The sequence below is a fragment of the Zhongshania aliphaticivorans genome (genome assembly GCF_902705855.1).
Classification (GTDB): Bacteria; Pseudomonadota; Gammaproteobacteria; order Pseudomonadales; family Spongiibacteraceae; genus Spongiibacter; species Spongiibacter aliphaticivorans_B.
Map to the genome: position 1 here is coordinate 289915 of NZ_CACSIJ010000013.1, position 15486 is coordinate 305400.

Genomic DNA, 15486 nt, shown 5'->3' on the forward strand with positions numbered 1-15486 from the left:
TTTTCTCCTTGGAGTGGCTTAGCGCTATATTGTAATGCAAATACAGGGCGCGTAGATGCGCTAGAAAAATTATTCGTTTTAGAGGCTGGTAATATAAGCCGCTAGCGATGGAAAATTTTTCGGTGTGGTTTTATGAAGAGTTAGTTGCTCGCAATTATTGAACTTCATAAAGGCAGGGAGCGTTTTGCTGAGTGCCTGTGAGAAATCGTCGGTATTTTTTAGTGATGATTCCAAGGCCAAATGATGGATGTGCAAATGTGACTCTCGTCGATCTGCCTTGCAATCCATTCTCGCCACTAGCCGGCCATCCCATAAAATAGGGAGTGAGAAATAGCCGAACTGGCGCTTTTTCTCTGGTACATAGCATTCAATCAAATAGTCGAAATCGAATAGGGCCTGCATGCGCTTGCGCTGGATGAGCAGATTGTCGAAAGGCGATAATATGGCGAGCTTATTGCGAGCCAAAGGCTTATTTAGGAGGTCGAGTGAGGTGGGCAGGCTATAGAGCTTTTTCCCCGCCACATTAATCTCTAGTAGCTCACCGCTAGCTGTCATGTCTTGCGCCGTAGCGGCGAGTAATGGTTTGATGTTTTTAAGTAAATAGCTCATTTCTGCGAGTTGCCCAAGACCATTTGCTTGCAGATAGCGGGTGATGAGAAAGCGGGCGTACTCCTCTGGTGATGGCGTCGTCGTGTTGATGTCGGGCGGCAGCACCCGCTCAGTTAGGTCGTATACCTTATGAAAATTTATCCTGTTTGAAATCATCAGCTCGCCCTGCATAAACAAACTTTCCAGTGCGCGCTTTGCTGGCTTAGTATTCCACTCGTCGAGTTTTTTACCGCTATGCTCAAAGTCTTTTGCCATTAATGGGCCTTCGAGGGTGATGCGCTTGAGTACAGCGTTCATCAGCTTTTTGTCTGGTGCATACCAGTGGCGTTGCTCGCCACTTGCGATGGCTTTTTTGCGAGGTAAGCTGTAGCGATAGTCACGCATTGGTAAATAAGCTGCCGCGTGTGACCAGTATTCAAACACTTTTTTGTCGGTGACTAGCTGTTCTAATTGCGTAGTGTCGTAGCGAGGATTGCGATTCCACAAAGTATGGTGGTGTGCGCGTTGAATAGCGGAGATGGTGTCTATTTGAATATAGCCAAGGTGTTCAATCGCCTGAAGCGTGATAGCCGTGGCGTTGCCGATTTGTTTTAGCGCGGGCAGGAGCTGGGAATGTAATATCAACTTTCGAGCTTGTTCAAGAGAGAGCGAAGGAGTCATATTGAAAGGCTTGCTTTGGTGTATTAGGTGTTGGCTTATTGATAAACCACGATTCTAGCGATCTGAGGTATTGATCTACAGTTGGCTATCACTGGGTTTAAGCGTACTTCGCTAGTATTCGGGTGATGTCTTCGACGCCGCTTTCCATGTCTTCAGTTAGCGCAGTATGTCTTTCTAATTCTTGAGTGACCGCACAAGACATCATAGTAAAAAAGGCCTTGTCCATGGCCTTGCGGGCGGCGGACATTTGCGCTGCCACGGCTTCGCACTCCTCACCGTTTTCGAGCTGGCGCTGAATGCCCCGAATTTGCCCTTCAATGCGGCGTAGGCGATTATTCAGATCTTTGCGTTTTTTGTCCCACTTATCCATAGCTGGCTCCGAGTTTTGCTCGTGATTGGCTGGCGTAGTCATTGCCGTCGCGGCGAAAACATAGCGAATATGATAACTGGTGATTATACGCCTATGGGTATATTAGTCAGATCTTATTTTTGGGGGTTAGCGAATTATCGATGTCCGCAATTCGTATTGTTTACCCGCTGAGGAATGGTACTATGCCAGCGATAGAATGTGTATTTGGTGAGCTTATAGTTGCCGCCGTTGATGTTGAGAACAAATATTTATGCGTTTGCCCGCTTTTTTATTGCGTCGCCTGCAGGCGAAAGCTGAAGAGATTACCCGCCGCACGCCTAGCAAAGTAATCGGCACAGATTATCTGACTCGTTGGTATGTTATTCCACGCAATCGGGTTTTTAATATGTATCTTCACCATGTCACCGGTGATGATCCAGACATCAATTTGCACGACCATCCGTGGGTGTTTAATTCGTCGGTGGTGTTGCGCGGCAGAATATTAGAAGAAATGCCTGCCAAGAATAGAATTCTAGAAACCGGAAGTTTTACAACGCGGTTGGGGCGGGCGCCACACCGCTTGGTTTTACATACACCCGACAGTTTGACCTTGTTTATTACTGGCCCAAAAATTCGGAAATGGGGCTTTTATACGCCTGCAGGATGGGTGAAAGTAAGGCGTATTTACGGGCAGATGGCAATGGTCGTAATGTGACTACGCTGTATGCTGTGCCAACAAATAATGAGCTTGTATCGCAAGCAAGTGTTGAGAAAAAGTCAGCCTAAGGGCTTGTCGAGTGTAGTTGGAAAAGAAGAATATATTTTTAATAATAAGAATATTATATGAAATCAAAACTTAAAGCCGTCGCGATACGGAATGTCATAAAAGTAGATGTTTGGATGCGCTGGTTGGGTAAAACCGTCAAGCATATTACTGTTCGCAAATCGAGTATCGAAACCGCCCACGGCGATATCCCTCTTCGTATTTATCAACCGCCAGGTGAGGGCCCCTTTCCGGTGGTAATGTATTACCACGGCGGTGGCTGGGTGATTGGTGATTTGGACGTTTACGATCCTCTGTGTAGAGACTTGTGCAATCGCAGTGATTGTATCGTGGTGGCGGTGGATTATCGCTTAGCTCCCGAACATCCGTTTCCCGCTGCGCCGGAGGATTGTTTGGCCGCTCTTAAATGGACCTACGAGCATATCGCCTTGTATGGCGGCATGCCGAGCTCGATTGCCGTGGCGGGCGATAGCGCCGGTGGTAATCTCGCAGCGGTGACGAGCTTGCAAGCGCGGGAGTGTTTGCCAGGGGTGGTAAAAGGACAGGTATTAATTTATCCAGCTACCGACCACTACGAGCCAGGTACGCCGTCGTATACAGAAAATGCGAATGGCCCAGTGCTGACACGCAAATTAATGATGTGGTTCTGGGATACTTATTTGCAAAACAGTCCGCTGTTGGAGGTAGGGCAGACGCGGCATCCCCGCGCTACGCCGTTGATGCGAAGTGATTTAGATAATTTACCCCCGACCTTGCTTATTACTGCAGAGCGCGATCCGCTACGTGATGAAGGTGCTAATTACGCCGCGCGTCTGAGCCAGCATGACAATACGGTGCAATACAGTTTATACGCCGGTGCTTGTCATGGCTTTGTGGGCTTGCAGGGCCCGAATCGGCATCACAACAAAGCCGTAGATGAAATCAGCGCGTGGTTGACGGCCTTATTCGGTGTTTAATTAATATTGCGTTCACGGTCTTTCCAATAAGGTTCACGCAGGGTTTTCTTCAGAATTTTCCCTGAGGGGTTGCGAGGCAGCACCTCGTAAAGTTCTAGACGGCGCGGTATTTTGAAACCGGCGAGTTTGTCTCGGCAAAACGCAATTAACTCTTCAATAGTGATGGTTTGATCCGCCGCACAAACAATGCAGGCAAGTGGTGTTTCACCGTATTTGTCATCGGGAATGCCAATCACCGCAACGTCGGAAACGGCTGCGTGCGTACTCAATACGTTTTCAATTTCGATGGGGTAAATATTTTCCCCGCCGCTGACAACCATGTCTTTCATTCTGTCGCGCAGAAATATATAGCCGTTTTCATCGATCATGGCTGAGTCGCCAGTGTGTACCCAACCGTCTACGACAGTGTCGCGGTTGGCTTGCTCTAAATTGAAATAACCTTGCATATTAGATTCTGAGCGAATCAATAACTCACCGGTAACGCCGCTAGGCAATATTTCGCCCTGTTTGTTTATTACTTTTACTTCAACGCCGGCTAGTGGGCGACCGCAGGATTGTAATAACTCTGGTCTGCCTTTAAGAGCCAGCGCGTGGTCGGCGGGGGAAAGTGATACCACGGTACCCGTGGTTTCTGTCATGCCGTAGCATTGATAAAAATCACATTTGAAGATACGTGTCGCTTTTTCGAGTAGACCGGTGCTGATTGGTGAAGCGCCGTACAGGAGTTGTTTTAGGTGACTAAAATCCCGTTGCTCAATATTCGGCACGTATTCAAGAATGGCCATGATCATGGCTGGCACAATAAACATATTGTCTATTTGCAGCTGTTCTAGATCGTCGACGATGGCGAGGGGGTTAAAGCTGCTATGTAAAACTACACTGGCTCCAGCCAGAATGGGTAGCAATAAAGTGCCTGAGCCACCGATGTGAAAATTGGGTGCGCAGACCAAGTCACGGGTGCCGATACCCGATTTCACCGGCAGCGAGGTTTGGCTCATGGTGTATAAGGCAACAATATTGTGATGACTGATAACAACGCCTTTAGGATTGCCTGTGGTGCCGCTGGTATATAACTGTAGAAAGGCGGAGTAGGTGTTGGATTCAGAGTTGCTGCTAGTTGTATGGTGTTCGATGTCTTGCTGTAGCCAGTGCTGCCAGTTGTGTTTACCTTGCTCCGTGCTAGAAATAATTGTTAATTCGTTAATCAATGGTCGTAGACCATCGACTAATTCGCTGAGCTTGCCGTCCGGTGCGAGCAGCAATTTGGCTTGAGCATCACGTATAACATACAGCACCTCTGCGGGTGCAAGCCGATAATTGATAGGTACTAGCACTGCGCCAATACGGCTACAGGCCATCATTAAACTTAAATATTCAGGGCAATTCTCGCATAGCACCGCCACTCGATCGCCGTGGCTTACTCCTTCAGCAAGCAGAGCTTGCGCCAGTTGCTGTGATTGTTTTGCGATATCTTGGTAACTGTAATGCTGTCCTGCAAATATCAAGCATATATTGTCGGGATTACGCTGGCAGTGAAAATCAAAGAACTGATGAATTAGCATTTAGAAACCTTCTCGCGGTGTTTTATTTTTATGGTTTGTTTGATTGTACTGCAATTATTTGCGTCGACAAGCTCAGCATAGATTATTGCGCTCTGCGTTCCGGTTTTATTGTTTGCGCTGTGGCATGCTGGCATAGTTATCTGGCTATGCTGGATGTCTTTTATATAAAGTTAAACAGGTGAGGGTTGTGTCGTGCGTACACCGACGGTGTGTTCTGAATATCTGGTGGATTTACTCCAGTACATAGAAAATCACGGTATTGATGCCAAGAGCCTGATTTCTGCCGTGGGGTTCACGCCAGAGCAGCACCTGACTGTGCAGGGGCGATTTCCGCTGCGTCTATTTGAAGTCATTTTAGATGTGGCGAGTGTCATGTTGGATGACACATTTTTGGGCGCCCACGCAGGGGCGGATTCGTCGCCGACGGCGTGGGGAATGGTGAGCTATATCGGAATGAGCGCGCCAAATTCTAGGGCGGCATTTGATGCGGTGGCGAATTTTTCGCGCTTGTTAATCGATCACGGCGATGTGATGTATAGCGAGACAGAAGATGAATGGACCTGTTTAACCTGGGTGGTGCCCGAGCGTAAGCCGGTGTCGCGACAGTTGACGGAGTTCTTTTTTACAAGTTGGTATCGCGCGAATAAGGTGATTTTAGATCGCTGGTGTAATCAGCGTGAAGTGTATTTCAGTCATTCTGGGCCGGCCGCAAAGGGTGAGATTGAACGTATTTTAGAGGCGCCGGTAAAATATGACAGCGACACCAATGTGGTGAAATTTGATAGCCATTTTCTTGAGCGGCCAACACGCTTCCCTCATACCGGCATTTATAATTCCTTGGTGCAGACAGCGCGTTCCGAACTGGCAAAGCTGCAAATGGAAGATCGCATCGTCAAAGATGTTATTGCCTGTGTTGTGCGGCAGCTACCTAATGGCGTACCTAAATTAGATGATGTTGCCGCTGAGCTGGGTATGGCGCCGCGCACTCTGCAGCGGCGTTTAAATAATACTGATACCAATTTTAAAAGTCTTGTTGACGATGCTCGCAAGCAGCGTTCAAAACAGTTGGTGAATGAGGGGGAGTTGGCGCTGCTGGAAATTTCGGCGGAGCTGGGGTTCAGTGATCAAAGCTCGTTTCAAAAAGCCTTTAAACGCTGGTTTGGATTGGCGCCTGGGCGGTATCGAATGAATCAGCAGCTATCAAATAATTCTATAAGCTAAGCTTAAATTGCTACTGGCCCACGGTCATAGTGAACTTCCGTAACCATAATACTGCAGGGTCGTATTCTACGCTTTTATGCCAAAACAATTGCAGTTCCAATTTTGGCGTTTCGAAGGGCAGAGGGCGGCTCGCTAATTGCCAATGCTTGGCGACAGTTGCAGGTACTGCGGCAATAAAATCAGACTGCGCTAGCAGTGCTGGCAGCGCGGCATAGTGCTGCAGCCGCAGGGCGATGCGGCGCTTTTGGCCAATAGATCGCAGTGCTAGATCAATATGCCCCGAGCCTTTCATGCGGCTGGAAACATGAATGTGCTCATGCTCTAAAAAGTCGTCTAGATTTAAGTGGGTGGCGTTTAGCGGATGGTTTTCGCGCATTACGCATACATAGTCGTCTGCCTGCAGGGGCTGGCTAATTAATTCTGGATGACTGAGCAGTGGCGCGTCGACGGCGAGGTGTATATTACCGCTGGCCATTTCATAGGCAACCTCTCTCCGGTCTATAAATACAACCTCTAAATCTATTTGCGGTGCGCTCTGCTTAAGTTGTTTAAGTAATGCAGGCAGTAAAATTAGTTCGGCATTTTCGGTGGCGTGTAATCGGAAGGTGCGGCTTGCGGTGCTAGCCTCGAAGGGAATGCGCGTGGCAATGCAATTATCTAAACTCTTTAAGGATTCCCGTACTGTGGTGACGAGTTGTCGCGCGAGTGGTGTTGGTGTCATGCCGGAGCTCGTGCGGACAAACAGTGGGTCGTCGAAAATGCTGCGCAATTTCGCAAGCGAACTGCTGACGGCGGGCTGGCTGACATGCAGAACACCTGCGGCGCGGGTCAGGCTTTGCTGTGAGTAGATGGCGTCAAAGACAGTAAACAGATTTAGGTCTATCTTTGAGGTGTTCATAAAATCCGCCTTAATACGTGATACATCTGATTCTTAATAAGTGTAGCTTATTATGCTTGATAAAAATAATAAATTTCAATAATGATGCTGCGGCCGTTATGATGTTGCCTGTATGGAATTATTCACGCCGATAGCCGAATTTGTGGCAAAGGTGACGCGGGCGACAAGATAGCGCGCACTTATAGCAGGAGACAGCTGTGGCTGAAGTGATAGTAGTTCGGCACGGGCAAGCCGCCTTTGGTACGGATGATTACGATCGTCTAACGGAAGTGGGCTGGGAGCAGTCGCGTTTGCTAGGGGAGCATTTTGCTAGTGCAGGGCAGTGTTTCGATGCGGTATTTACCGGCACGATGCGGCGTCATCGCGAAACCTTGGCGGGAATTCGCGATGTTTTAGCGCAAGCAGATATTGTTACGCCTAATGCCGTCGAGCTGGCGGGGTTGAACGAGTATGACTTTCATAGTTTGGTAGATGCATATATTGCACTGAATGGCGGTGCCCTAGACGGTGTAAAGATCGATCTGTCTGATTCGAAGATGTTTTATCGCATTTTACGGCTAGCGCTGATGGCGTGGAGTCGTGATGAATTGATAAATGTTGCGGAGCCTTGGCAGGAATTTGAACAGCGAGTGCGTAGCACCTTGGCGGCATTGTCCGCGGGGTCTGGCCGGGTGTTAGTCGTTACATCTGGTGGCCCGGTAAGTGCCATGCTTCGAGAGGTATTACATCTCGACGTAGAAACTATGGTGAATACCAATCTGCAGGCTAAAAATACCGGTGTGACGCGTTATTTCACCCGTGGCGATTATTTTAATTTGAATATGTTTAATGCGGTGCCGCATTTAGAAGGCGCCGCGTATCGACATTTAATTACTTACACTTAAATAACACTTTTCACTTGAATCGGCACTTTGTCGCCGCGTAACGCTAATGAGGATTTAATCATGGATCTTACTCCCAGCCCGAAAGGACAAGCGCTTTTAAAGAAACTCAGCGTGTTTATGGATGAGCATATTTATCCAAACGAAAAAGCCTACGCTGAACAATTGCACGGCGCTAAAGACCGTTTTGCAATTCTGCCACTAATGGATGAATTAAAAGATAAGGCGAAACAGGCTGGTTTGTGGAATTTGTTTTGCCCAGAAGAATACCCCCAGTACTGTGAGCATGGCGGATTAAGTTTTGTTGACTACGCGCCGTTAGCCGAATTGATGGGCCGCGTGTTGTGGGCACCTGAGGTGTTTAACTGCAATGCACCTGACACTGGGAATATGGAAGTATTCATGAAATACGCCACTGACGCCCAGCGCGAAAAGTGGTTAACCCCGTTGTTGAATGGCGATATTCGCTCGTCCTATGCGATGACCGAGCCTCAAGTTGCGTCTAGCGATGCCACCAATATTGAATTGAGCATTGTTAAAGAAGGCGACGAATGGGTACTAAATGGTCGCAAGTGGTTTATTACCGGCGCGATGAACGAGCGCACCAAAATCTTTATTGTGATGGGTAAGTCTGATCCTGAAAATCCAAGCCGCCATAAGCAGCAGACGCAGGTTTTAGTACCCAAAGACACGGCAGGTTTATCTATCATTCGGCCCTTAACTACCCTCGGCTATGATGACGCGCCTATCGGTCACGCTGAAATTGTATTCGACAATGTGCGGGTGCCATTAGAAAACGTATTGTTAGGTGAAGGTCGCGGTTTTGAAATCGCCCAAGGCCGTTTGGCTCCCGGACGTATGCATCACTGTATGCGTTTGATTGGCGCTGCGCAGCGTTCCCTTGAATTAGCCTGCAAGCGTGCTGTGTCACGTACTACGTTTGGTAAACCGCTGAGCAAGCACCAGTCAGTGCGCGAAGAAATTTCTCGCAGTTTTTCTGAAATTGAAATGGCGCGTTTGTTGGTCATGAAAACCTGTAAGCAAATTGACGAGCAGGGCCCCATGCAAACCACCGACATGATTGCGGCGACGAAAACGACGGTTCCGCTGCTTGTGCAGAACGTGATTGATCGCTGCATGCAATTGCATGGTGCGGGCGGTTTGACTGAAGATTATTTCATGGCAGAAGCCTTTAACTATGCGCGCTGGTGCCGTCAGGCCGATGGCCCAGACCAAGTGCATCAGATGGCGCTGGGCAAACAAATTATTGACCGCTACGCGGGTTAAGGGAGGAGCACGATGGCAAACGAATTTGAGCTCGATATTGCCTCATTGACGGTGTATTTCGAAGCGAATGTCGACGGATTTAAAGGGCCACTCACCGCAGAGAAATTTGCGGGCGGGCAGTCTAATCCAACCTATTTGATAGAGGCTGCCAGTGGCAAATATGTGTTGCGTCGCAAGCCACCAGGTGAATTGCTTAAATCGGCTCATGCGGTAGACAGAGAGTTTCGGGTAATGCAGGCATTGGCGTCAACCGAGGTGCCCGTGCCTAAAATGCGCGTCTTGTGTGATGACGACAGCGTAATTGGCTCGATGTTTTACCTCATGGATTTTTTAGATGGTCGCATCATGTGGGACGCGGCTTTGCCAGAGCAAACACCCGCTGAGCGCACCGCCATTTACGACGCCATGAATAAGGTGTTAGCTGATCTGCATAATGTTGATATCGAAAAAGCAGGTTTAAGTGATTACGGCAAGCCCGGCAATTATTTTGAACGTCAGCTAAGCCGCTGGACAAAGCAGTACCGCGCGAGTGAAACCGAAACCGTCCCATCTATGGAAAAAATGATGGTATGGCTAAGTGACAATCTACCTGAAGATGATGGTTTGGTATGCATCAATCACGGTGACTTCAGACTAGACAATATGATGTTCGCCCACGACAGCAGTGAGGTTTTGGCATTGCTTGATTGGGAGTTGTCTACCCTTGGTCATCCTTATGCGGATCTGGCATACCAGTGTATGCAACTGCGTATTCCTAGCGATGCGGCCATTCCTGGCTTGGGTGATGTCGATCGCGAAGCCTTGGGTATCCCGTCTGAGAAAGCCTATGTTCAGCAGTATTGTCAGCGTCGCGGCATTGCCGAAATCGACAATTGGATATTCTATTTGGCATTTTCTTTTTTCCGTTTGAGTGCCATTTTGCAAGGCGTTTATAAGCGTGCTTTAGATGGTAATGCGTCCAGCAAAAAAGCGATGGATTATGGTGCACTAGCCGCGCCATTGGCTGATTTAGGTTGGGCCTTGATCGAAAAGGGCGAATAGTAATTTAGAGAATTGATGTATGAATGAAGCAGTGTTGAAAAGTCTCGATTTGTCTGGGCAAATTGCCTTGGTCACGGGAGCCTCTAGTGGTTTAGGGGCACATTTTGCCAAGGTATTGGCGCAGGCTGGGGCGACTGTTGTGGCAGCCGCTCGTCGCGTTGATCGACTTGAAACCCTCGTGTCTGATATTGATGCGGCGGGGGGCAAGGCGATGGCGGTGGCAATGGATGTAAATGACAACAGCTCTGTCGTTGCCGCATTTTCGCAAGTTCAAGCTAGCCTTGGCACGGTGACTATTCTTGTTAATAATGCGGGCGTTGCCGACCCTAGCCGCTTTGTCGACAGTACCGAGGAAAAGTGGGACTTTACCGTCGATACTAATTTAAAAGCGGTGTGGCGGGTGTCGCGGGAAGCGTCGGAGCGAATGATTCAAGCAGGCGCTGCCGGCAGCATTATTAATATTTCATCGATTCTTGGCTTGCAGCCAAGTTCAAATAATACCTTGTATGCAACCGCCAAGGCGGGTGTTATTCAGCTTACGAAAAACAGTGCTCAAGAATTGTGGCGACATAATATTCGGGTCAATGCCTTGTGTCCCGGATATTTTGAAACTGAAATTAATTCTGATTTTTTTAAGTCTGAAAAAGGTGAGCAGTACTTAAGCAAAATACAGCCGCGTCGCTTGGGGCAAATGGACGAATTGAGCATGCCTTTGCTGATGCTTGCGAGTTCGGCTGGGTCGTTTATCAGTGGTGTCGCACTGCCGGTAGATGGCGGTCATTTGGTGCAATCGCTGTAATGAAAATACTGAACCCTGAAACACTGCTTTAGGGTTCAGTCTAATCCCGTTTGTTTTCGCAGTTTGTTTATCTCATCTTGACTCATCCGTCCCTCAATAAGTGGGATATACGGTTGGATTGCCTCAAGCATAAAATCTCTAAAAATTCGGATTCGCGCAGTGGTACGCAGGTCTATATGAGACAGCAACCAGAAGTCTAAACCTGGCTCGATGTAGTCACTCTCAATTCGCGTCAGCTTGGGATCTGAATCCCCTAGGCCACAGGGCAGCAATGCAAAACCAAAACCCTGTGCAACCAAATCGTAGGCGATGCTTAGGGAGTTTACACGGTAGCGAACCAGCATATTTGGAAAGGTCTTTTGCATCCACGCCGGTACGGTGTGGCCGTCGCCCATCCAGGTGATTCCGCATATGCCTTGCTCGCCGTTCAAATAGCGTTCATAAAGTGCTTTGTTGCCGTATATGGCATAGGCAAATTTAGTGATCTTGGTGCCAAGTACATTTGGCGGTGGCTCATTCGTCGTCCGAAAGGCGATATCTGCTTCGTGGCCGGCCAGATTAAAGGTGTTCTCAGAAGCGATAAGCTCTATGTTGATGTCGGGATAGCGCTCTGAAAATGCCTTGAGCCCAGGCATTAATATGCGTTGTATGCACACATCTAAGGCTGTGACCCTGAGCTTGCCACTCAATTCCTGACGGTCAACTTGCACCGTGCGCTGAATGCCGAGCACCTGTTCATTTATCTGCTCAGCGGATTTTAGTACCGCTTCTCCCACTGGGGTAATCAACCAGCCGCTGGTAGAGCGATCAAACAAGATTGCGCCCAAGGCCGCCTCGAGCCCGCTAATACGCCGTGACACCGTGGCGTGATTCACGTCTAGCTTCTTAGCGGCTGCGGTAACCGAGCCTTCGGTGACTACCGCAAGGCAAAAGCGAATATCGTCCCAGTTGATGGAGTCCATGACAGATAGCCTATTTTAGGGTGAGTATTTTTGCACGAGAGGTGGATTCTTATATTTCTGTACGCAGATATAAATAATAGACGTCGTGCTATGTGTGAGCAAGTCACCAAAAAGGTATATTCTGATATTGATGAGTTACAAAAAGATCTGGGCGAATGGATTGAATATTACAACTATGAGCGAGCTCATCAGGGCAAAGTGTGTCGTAGTAAAACACTATTGGCAATTTTACTTGAGGGTAAAAAGATCTGGGATGAGAATAATTTAGCTCAGATCTAAATTGACAGACACGGGATTGAAAACAGGTAACTGTCAGATCGAGCCTGAGTTATTGCAGCCGTGACAGAGCTAACTCGTAGTCATAGGTTTTGTTGGGCCTGTAGATAATTCTGTGTAACTGCCGAGGTTAAATATAATCCGCTAAGCGGTCTTCAAATTCAATCATAAATCGATTGAGTGCTGGCTTTCAATTCCTGATCGGCATCGTCCATTTTTTGAGGCCTCTGTATTGTCAGATAAATAACTTTCTTCGCCACATCGTCCGTAGGAAACAGCTTACGCTTTTTAATTGCCTTGCGGATAACACTGTTTAACGACTTAATTGCGTTGGTGGTGTAGATGACTTTCCTGGTGCCAGCAGGATAATTAAACAAGGTATTGAGGTTATGCCAGTGTGCTAGCCACGACTTACTGATCTGGGGGTACAGATTATCCCAGTGCTCGGTAAATTGATTCAGCGCAATTAGGGCAACTGATTGATATATCTGCTTTAAATTAGCCGTGACAGCCTTGTAGCCCTTCCAAGGTATATATTTGACCGAGTTGCGAACCATGTGAACGATACAGAGTTGAATCTGCGCGGCAGGGAAGGCAGTGCTGACGTGTGGCGTATGTTTGAATTCACCCCATACTCTTTGTTTGCATAAAGGCGATTAAGTTGGCCGTTTTGTTTTGGTTTCTAGTATCAGTTGAGAAATTAACTTATCTTTTTGATTTCTGGCGTATGAAATTCGTATTTCTGATGTTGTCAAAACTGTGTTGTGGCGGTGTGTTTGAGTTTTTAAAAGTGCGGTAGGGTGGCGTCTATCTGATGAAAATTGAGATATAAAAAAGCCCGCAATTGCGGGCAAAAAATCAGATTAATTTAATTGAATGAGATTAGTATTCCCATTCAAGGCCTACACCCCACATCCGTGGGCGGGCGTAGGATTCGCCAACACCAAAGTCTTGGCGGAAACGTTGCATGTGGCTAACTTCGTTGGTTAGGTTTGAACCCCAACCATATAGCTTCATGTTCGTCTTGGTGTCTCTAACACTAAACCTTGCGTTAATTTTTGTGTATGCCTCTTCAGGAACATTATTGGTTGGGTCAAACCAGAAACCTGAGTTGTGGTAAGCGCCTAATCCAAGTTCATTTTCTAGACGGCCTATATCAAAGCGATAGCTTACATCCACTACGCCAGCGAAATCGGCAGTTCGAATAGTGGTATTTCCAGAGCAGTCGAATGTCGCTTCTAATCCAGTATCTGGATCGAAGTTAGTACACTCATAGTCGTCATATGAACCGTCAAGCCAAGTGCCAGAGAAGGTAACTATTAGGCCTTCAATAGGGGTGTTGTAAGTCATCTCCAATTCGCCACCAGCAATGGTGTATTCTGCCGCGTTTTCGAGGCGAGTTACACCGCCGCTTGTTAGCGACAGAATCTGAGCATGACCATTTTCAACAGTAGTTGAGAATAGGGCGGCATTTACCCGAAGGCTACCGTCTAGCCAATCAGACTTGATACCAATTTCGTGTGACTCGGCTTCTTCTGGCTCGATTCTAGATGGGGGCGCATTAATGTTAAGTCCGTTGAAGTTACCACTCTTAAATGCAGTGGTGTAGCTGTAGTAGACCATAGCATCATCAGATAGGTCGAAGTCTATGCCAAAGCTAGGGGTGAAGTCAGTCCACGTGGCGCTATCTTCCTCATAATCAAATGCCCTTACCCAATCGGTGGTGCCTAGGATTGGTAGGTTTTGAATTCGCGCGTCTACTGTAGAAGTCGGAATTACTCGGGTTTCGTCAGAGTAACGGCCACCAAACTTAATAGATAGGTAATCGGTAATATCTATGTCAAATTCAGCAAAAGCTGCTTTTGCGTCGGTATCTACACCTCCATATAGTAAAAGGTGAACAGGATTTTCTGGCAGCCCAGTAAGCCCAAGCGCTCCCAACCCTAACGACTCAACTAAACCGTTAAGGAGGTTAGGGTCGAGTCCGATAAGCTGTTGGCCTAGTGTTAGGGCATCAACGTAAATCGGTGTTGTTTGATCTTTGTAAGTGTCTTCAATATAGATACCGGCAATCCAGCTTAACCACGATGGTCCCCAGTCAGAGCTGGTGAACGAGATGTCGATGGAGTCGGTTTCAGATGTATTTGGGATCGCCTCGATGATCAGTAATTTTTCATAGGCCATATCGTAATCCCAGTAAGTGCCGCTCGTGGCTTCTGAGTGTCCGAAAATTGCCTTTGTATTGAAGTACTGATTTGAAATATCGAATTCAAGCTTAGACGCCTGAGATTCCATCTCTGTATAGACTTCTGTTCCCACGCCAGTTTCCCAGGGGTCGGGATTCCCAGTGATTACTGATGCGAACAGGGGCGAGGGGGTGTCGTTGGTTAACGGGGCAGAGTCGCCAGAACTATGGCGGATCTTATAATGGCTTGCGTTTACTTCAAGCCAGTCGGTTGGGGCTAAGCGAGCTTCAAATTTAACGCCGCGATCATCGTAATCTAAGTGCTTTTGCGATGGGTCGGGCGTATAAATCATATACGTTTCTCGGTTTGTGTACAGTCCGGAAATACCTAAAGCGAAATTATCACCTACAGGGCCAGATAAATGAACTTTACCTTTTAGAAGGTTGTAATTCCCGCCTTCAACGGTGATGTTTGCTTGTACTTCTTCAAAGCTGGGTTTCTTTGTTTCGACTACAATCGCACCACCTACCGCATTACGACCATAGAGAGTACCTTGGGGGCCTTTTAGCACTGTAACTGATTGCACATTACCTAAAGATTGGGCTTGGTTCGATGTCAGTGTTATATATAAGCCATCTATATATGTTGCGACACTTGAGTCTATTGGCCCCTGAAATGAGTCGGAGCCTACACCACGAATGAATATTAAGCTATATGCCGCCATCTCCGTAACGGTTAGGGCGGGTGTTACATTCATTAAATCCTTGATGTCGGCAACACCCATAGCGTCTAGGGCTGCGCCTGTATGTGCGGTCAAACTTGCAGAAATATCTTGCAAATTTTCCGTTTTTTTACGGGCCGTAACTACAACCTCCTCAAGTTGGTTACTGCTCCTTTTTGATTTATTAGTAGGGGTAATGTCGTCTTGCGCGTACGCCATTCCCCCTAGAACAAAGGGTAACGTCGATAACAACGTTATTATGTAGTTGTTTTTCATTGCTTAAAAATCCCCGCT

At 47.6% G+C, this 15486-nt stretch carries 14 protein-coding genes and 1 pseudogene; 8 read left to right on the forward strand and 7 right to left on the reverse strand.

The annotated features are described in order from the left end of the window. Window positions 1-78 precede the first annotated feature (78 nt). Both GVJ32_RS10970 and GVJ32_RS10975 read right to left on the reverse strand, forming a co-directional pair. A complete protein-coding gene (locus GVJ32_RS10970; protein WP_159240101.1) occupies window positions 79-1269 on the reverse strand; it encodes a winged helix-turn-helix domain-containing protein in 1191 nt (396 codons plus the stop codon). A 97-nt stretch (window positions 1270-1366) separates the two neighbouring features. Continuing rightward, window positions 1367-1639: a metal-sensing transcriptional repressor gene (locus GVJ32_RS10975; RefSeq protein ID WP_159240102.1), complete on the reverse strand. Its 273-nt coding sequence runs from the start codon at window positions 1637-1639 to the stop codon at window positions 1367-1369. A gap of 250 nt (window positions 1640-1889) precedes the next feature. Here GVJ32_RS10975 and GVJ32_RS10980 point away from each other — a divergent pair, with 250 nt between their 5' ends. After that, window positions 1890-2333, forward strand: a complete 444-nt coding sequence (locus GVJ32_RS10980; protein ID WP_159240103.1) for a hypothetical protein — start codon at window positions 1890-1892, stop codon at window positions 2331-2333. A gap of 128 nt (window positions 2334-2461) precedes the next feature. After that, window positions 2462-3358, forward strand: coding sequence for an alpha/beta hydrolase (locus GVJ32_RS10985; RefSeq protein WP_159240104.1), 897 nt, complete (start codon window positions 2462-2464; stop codon window positions 3356-3358). Here the strand turns inward: GVJ32_RS10985 and GVJ32_RS10990 are convergent. Next, window positions 3355-4920 carry a long-chain-fatty-acid--CoA ligase gene (locus tag GVJ32_RS10990; protein WP_159240105.1) on the reverse strand — a complete coding sequence of 522 codons (1566 nt, stop codon included), beginning with the start codon at window positions 4918-4920 and terminating at the stop codon, window positions 3355-3357. The two genes, GVJ32_RS10985 and GVJ32_RS10990, sit on opposite strands and share 4 nt — an antisense overlap. A gap of 192 nt (window positions 4921-5112) precedes the next feature. On the opposite strand from GVJ32_RS10990, the gene GVJ32_RS10995 reads away from it, so the two are divergent. After that, on the forward strand, window positions 5113-6141 hold the full coding sequence (locus tag GVJ32_RS10995) for an AraC family transcriptional regulator (protein WP_159240106.1): 1029 nt from the start codon (window positions 5113-5115) through the stop codon (window positions 6139-6141). A 10-nt stretch (window positions 6142-6151) separates the two neighbouring features. Here GVJ32_RS10995 and GVJ32_RS11000 read toward each other — a convergent pair whose 3' ends face one another. Further along, window positions 6152-7039 carry a LysR family transcriptional regulator gene (locus GVJ32_RS11000; RefSeq protein ID WP_159240107.1) on the reverse strand — a complete coding sequence of 296 codons (888 nt, stop codon included), beginning with the start codon at window positions 7037-7039 and terminating at the stop codon, window positions 6152-6154. A 197-nt stretch (window positions 7040-7236) separates the two neighbouring features. Between GVJ32_RS11000 and GVJ32_RS11005 the strand changes: the two genes are divergently transcribed. The 4 genes from GVJ32_RS11005 to GVJ32_RS11020 are packed head-to-tail and all read left to right on the forward strand — an operon-like array spanning window position 7237 to window position 11047. After that, window positions 7237-7923 (forward strand): histidine phosphatase family protein, encoded by a 687-nt coding sequence (locus GVJ32_RS11005; RefSeq protein ID WP_159240108.1) that lies wholly within the window; start codon window positions 7237-7239, stop codon window positions 7921-7923. A 60-nt stretch (window positions 7924-7983) separates the two neighbouring features. Then, on the forward strand, window positions 7984-9207 hold the full coding sequence (locus GVJ32_RS11010) for an acyl-CoA dehydrogenase family protein (protein ID WP_123181219.1): 1224 nt from the start codon (window positions 7984-7986) through the stop codon (window positions 9205-9207). 12 nt (window positions 9208-9219) lie between these two features. Continuing rightward, complete coding sequence (locus GVJ32_RS11015; protein WP_159240109.1) at window positions 9220-10248, forward strand: phosphotransferase; 1029 nt, start codon at window positions 9220-9222, stop codon at window positions 10246-10248. A gap of 19 nt (window positions 10249-10267) precedes the next feature. Continuing rightward, the gene (locus tag GVJ32_RS11020; protein WP_123181217.1) at window positions 10268-11047 is read left to right on the forward strand and encodes an SDR family NAD(P)-dependent oxidoreductase; all 780 of its coding nucleotides are present in this window, start codon (window positions 10268-10270) and stop codon (window positions 11045-11047) included. Window positions 11048-11082: 35 nt separating this feature from the next. Here GVJ32_RS11020 and GVJ32_RS11025 read toward each other — a convergent pair whose 3' ends face one another. Further along, window positions 11083-12009 carry a LysR family transcriptional regulator gene (locus tag GVJ32_RS11025; protein WP_123181216.1) on the reverse strand — a complete coding sequence of 309 codons (927 nt, stop codon included), beginning with the start codon at window positions 12007-12009 and terminating at the stop codon, window positions 11083-11085. A 90-nt stretch (window positions 12010-12099) separates the two neighbouring features. Here GVJ32_RS11025 and GVJ32_RS11030 point away from each other — a divergent pair, with 90 nt between their 5' ends. After that, window positions 12100-12288 (forward strand): IS3 family transposase, encoded by a 189-nt coding sequence (locus GVJ32_RS11030; RefSeq protein WP_159240110.1) that lies wholly within the window; start codon window positions 12100-12102, stop codon window positions 12286-12288. Between the two features lie 187 nt (window positions 12289-12475). Here GVJ32_RS11030 and GVJ32_RS11035 read toward each other — a convergent pair. Together GVJ32_RS11035 and GVJ32_RS11040 are read right to left on the reverse strand one after the other, a co-directional pair. Continuing rightward, window positions 12476-12890: pseudogene (locus GVJ32_RS11035) on the reverse strand (transposase); the annotation flags it as partial. 277 nt (window positions 12891-13167) lie between these two features. Continuing rightward, window positions 13168-15468: a TonB-dependent receptor gene (locus tag GVJ32_RS11040; RefSeq protein WP_159240111.1), complete on the reverse strand. Its 2301-nt coding sequence runs from the start codon at window positions 15466-15468 to the stop codon at window positions 13168-13170. Between the last annotated feature and the right edge of the window lie 18 nt (window positions 15469-15486).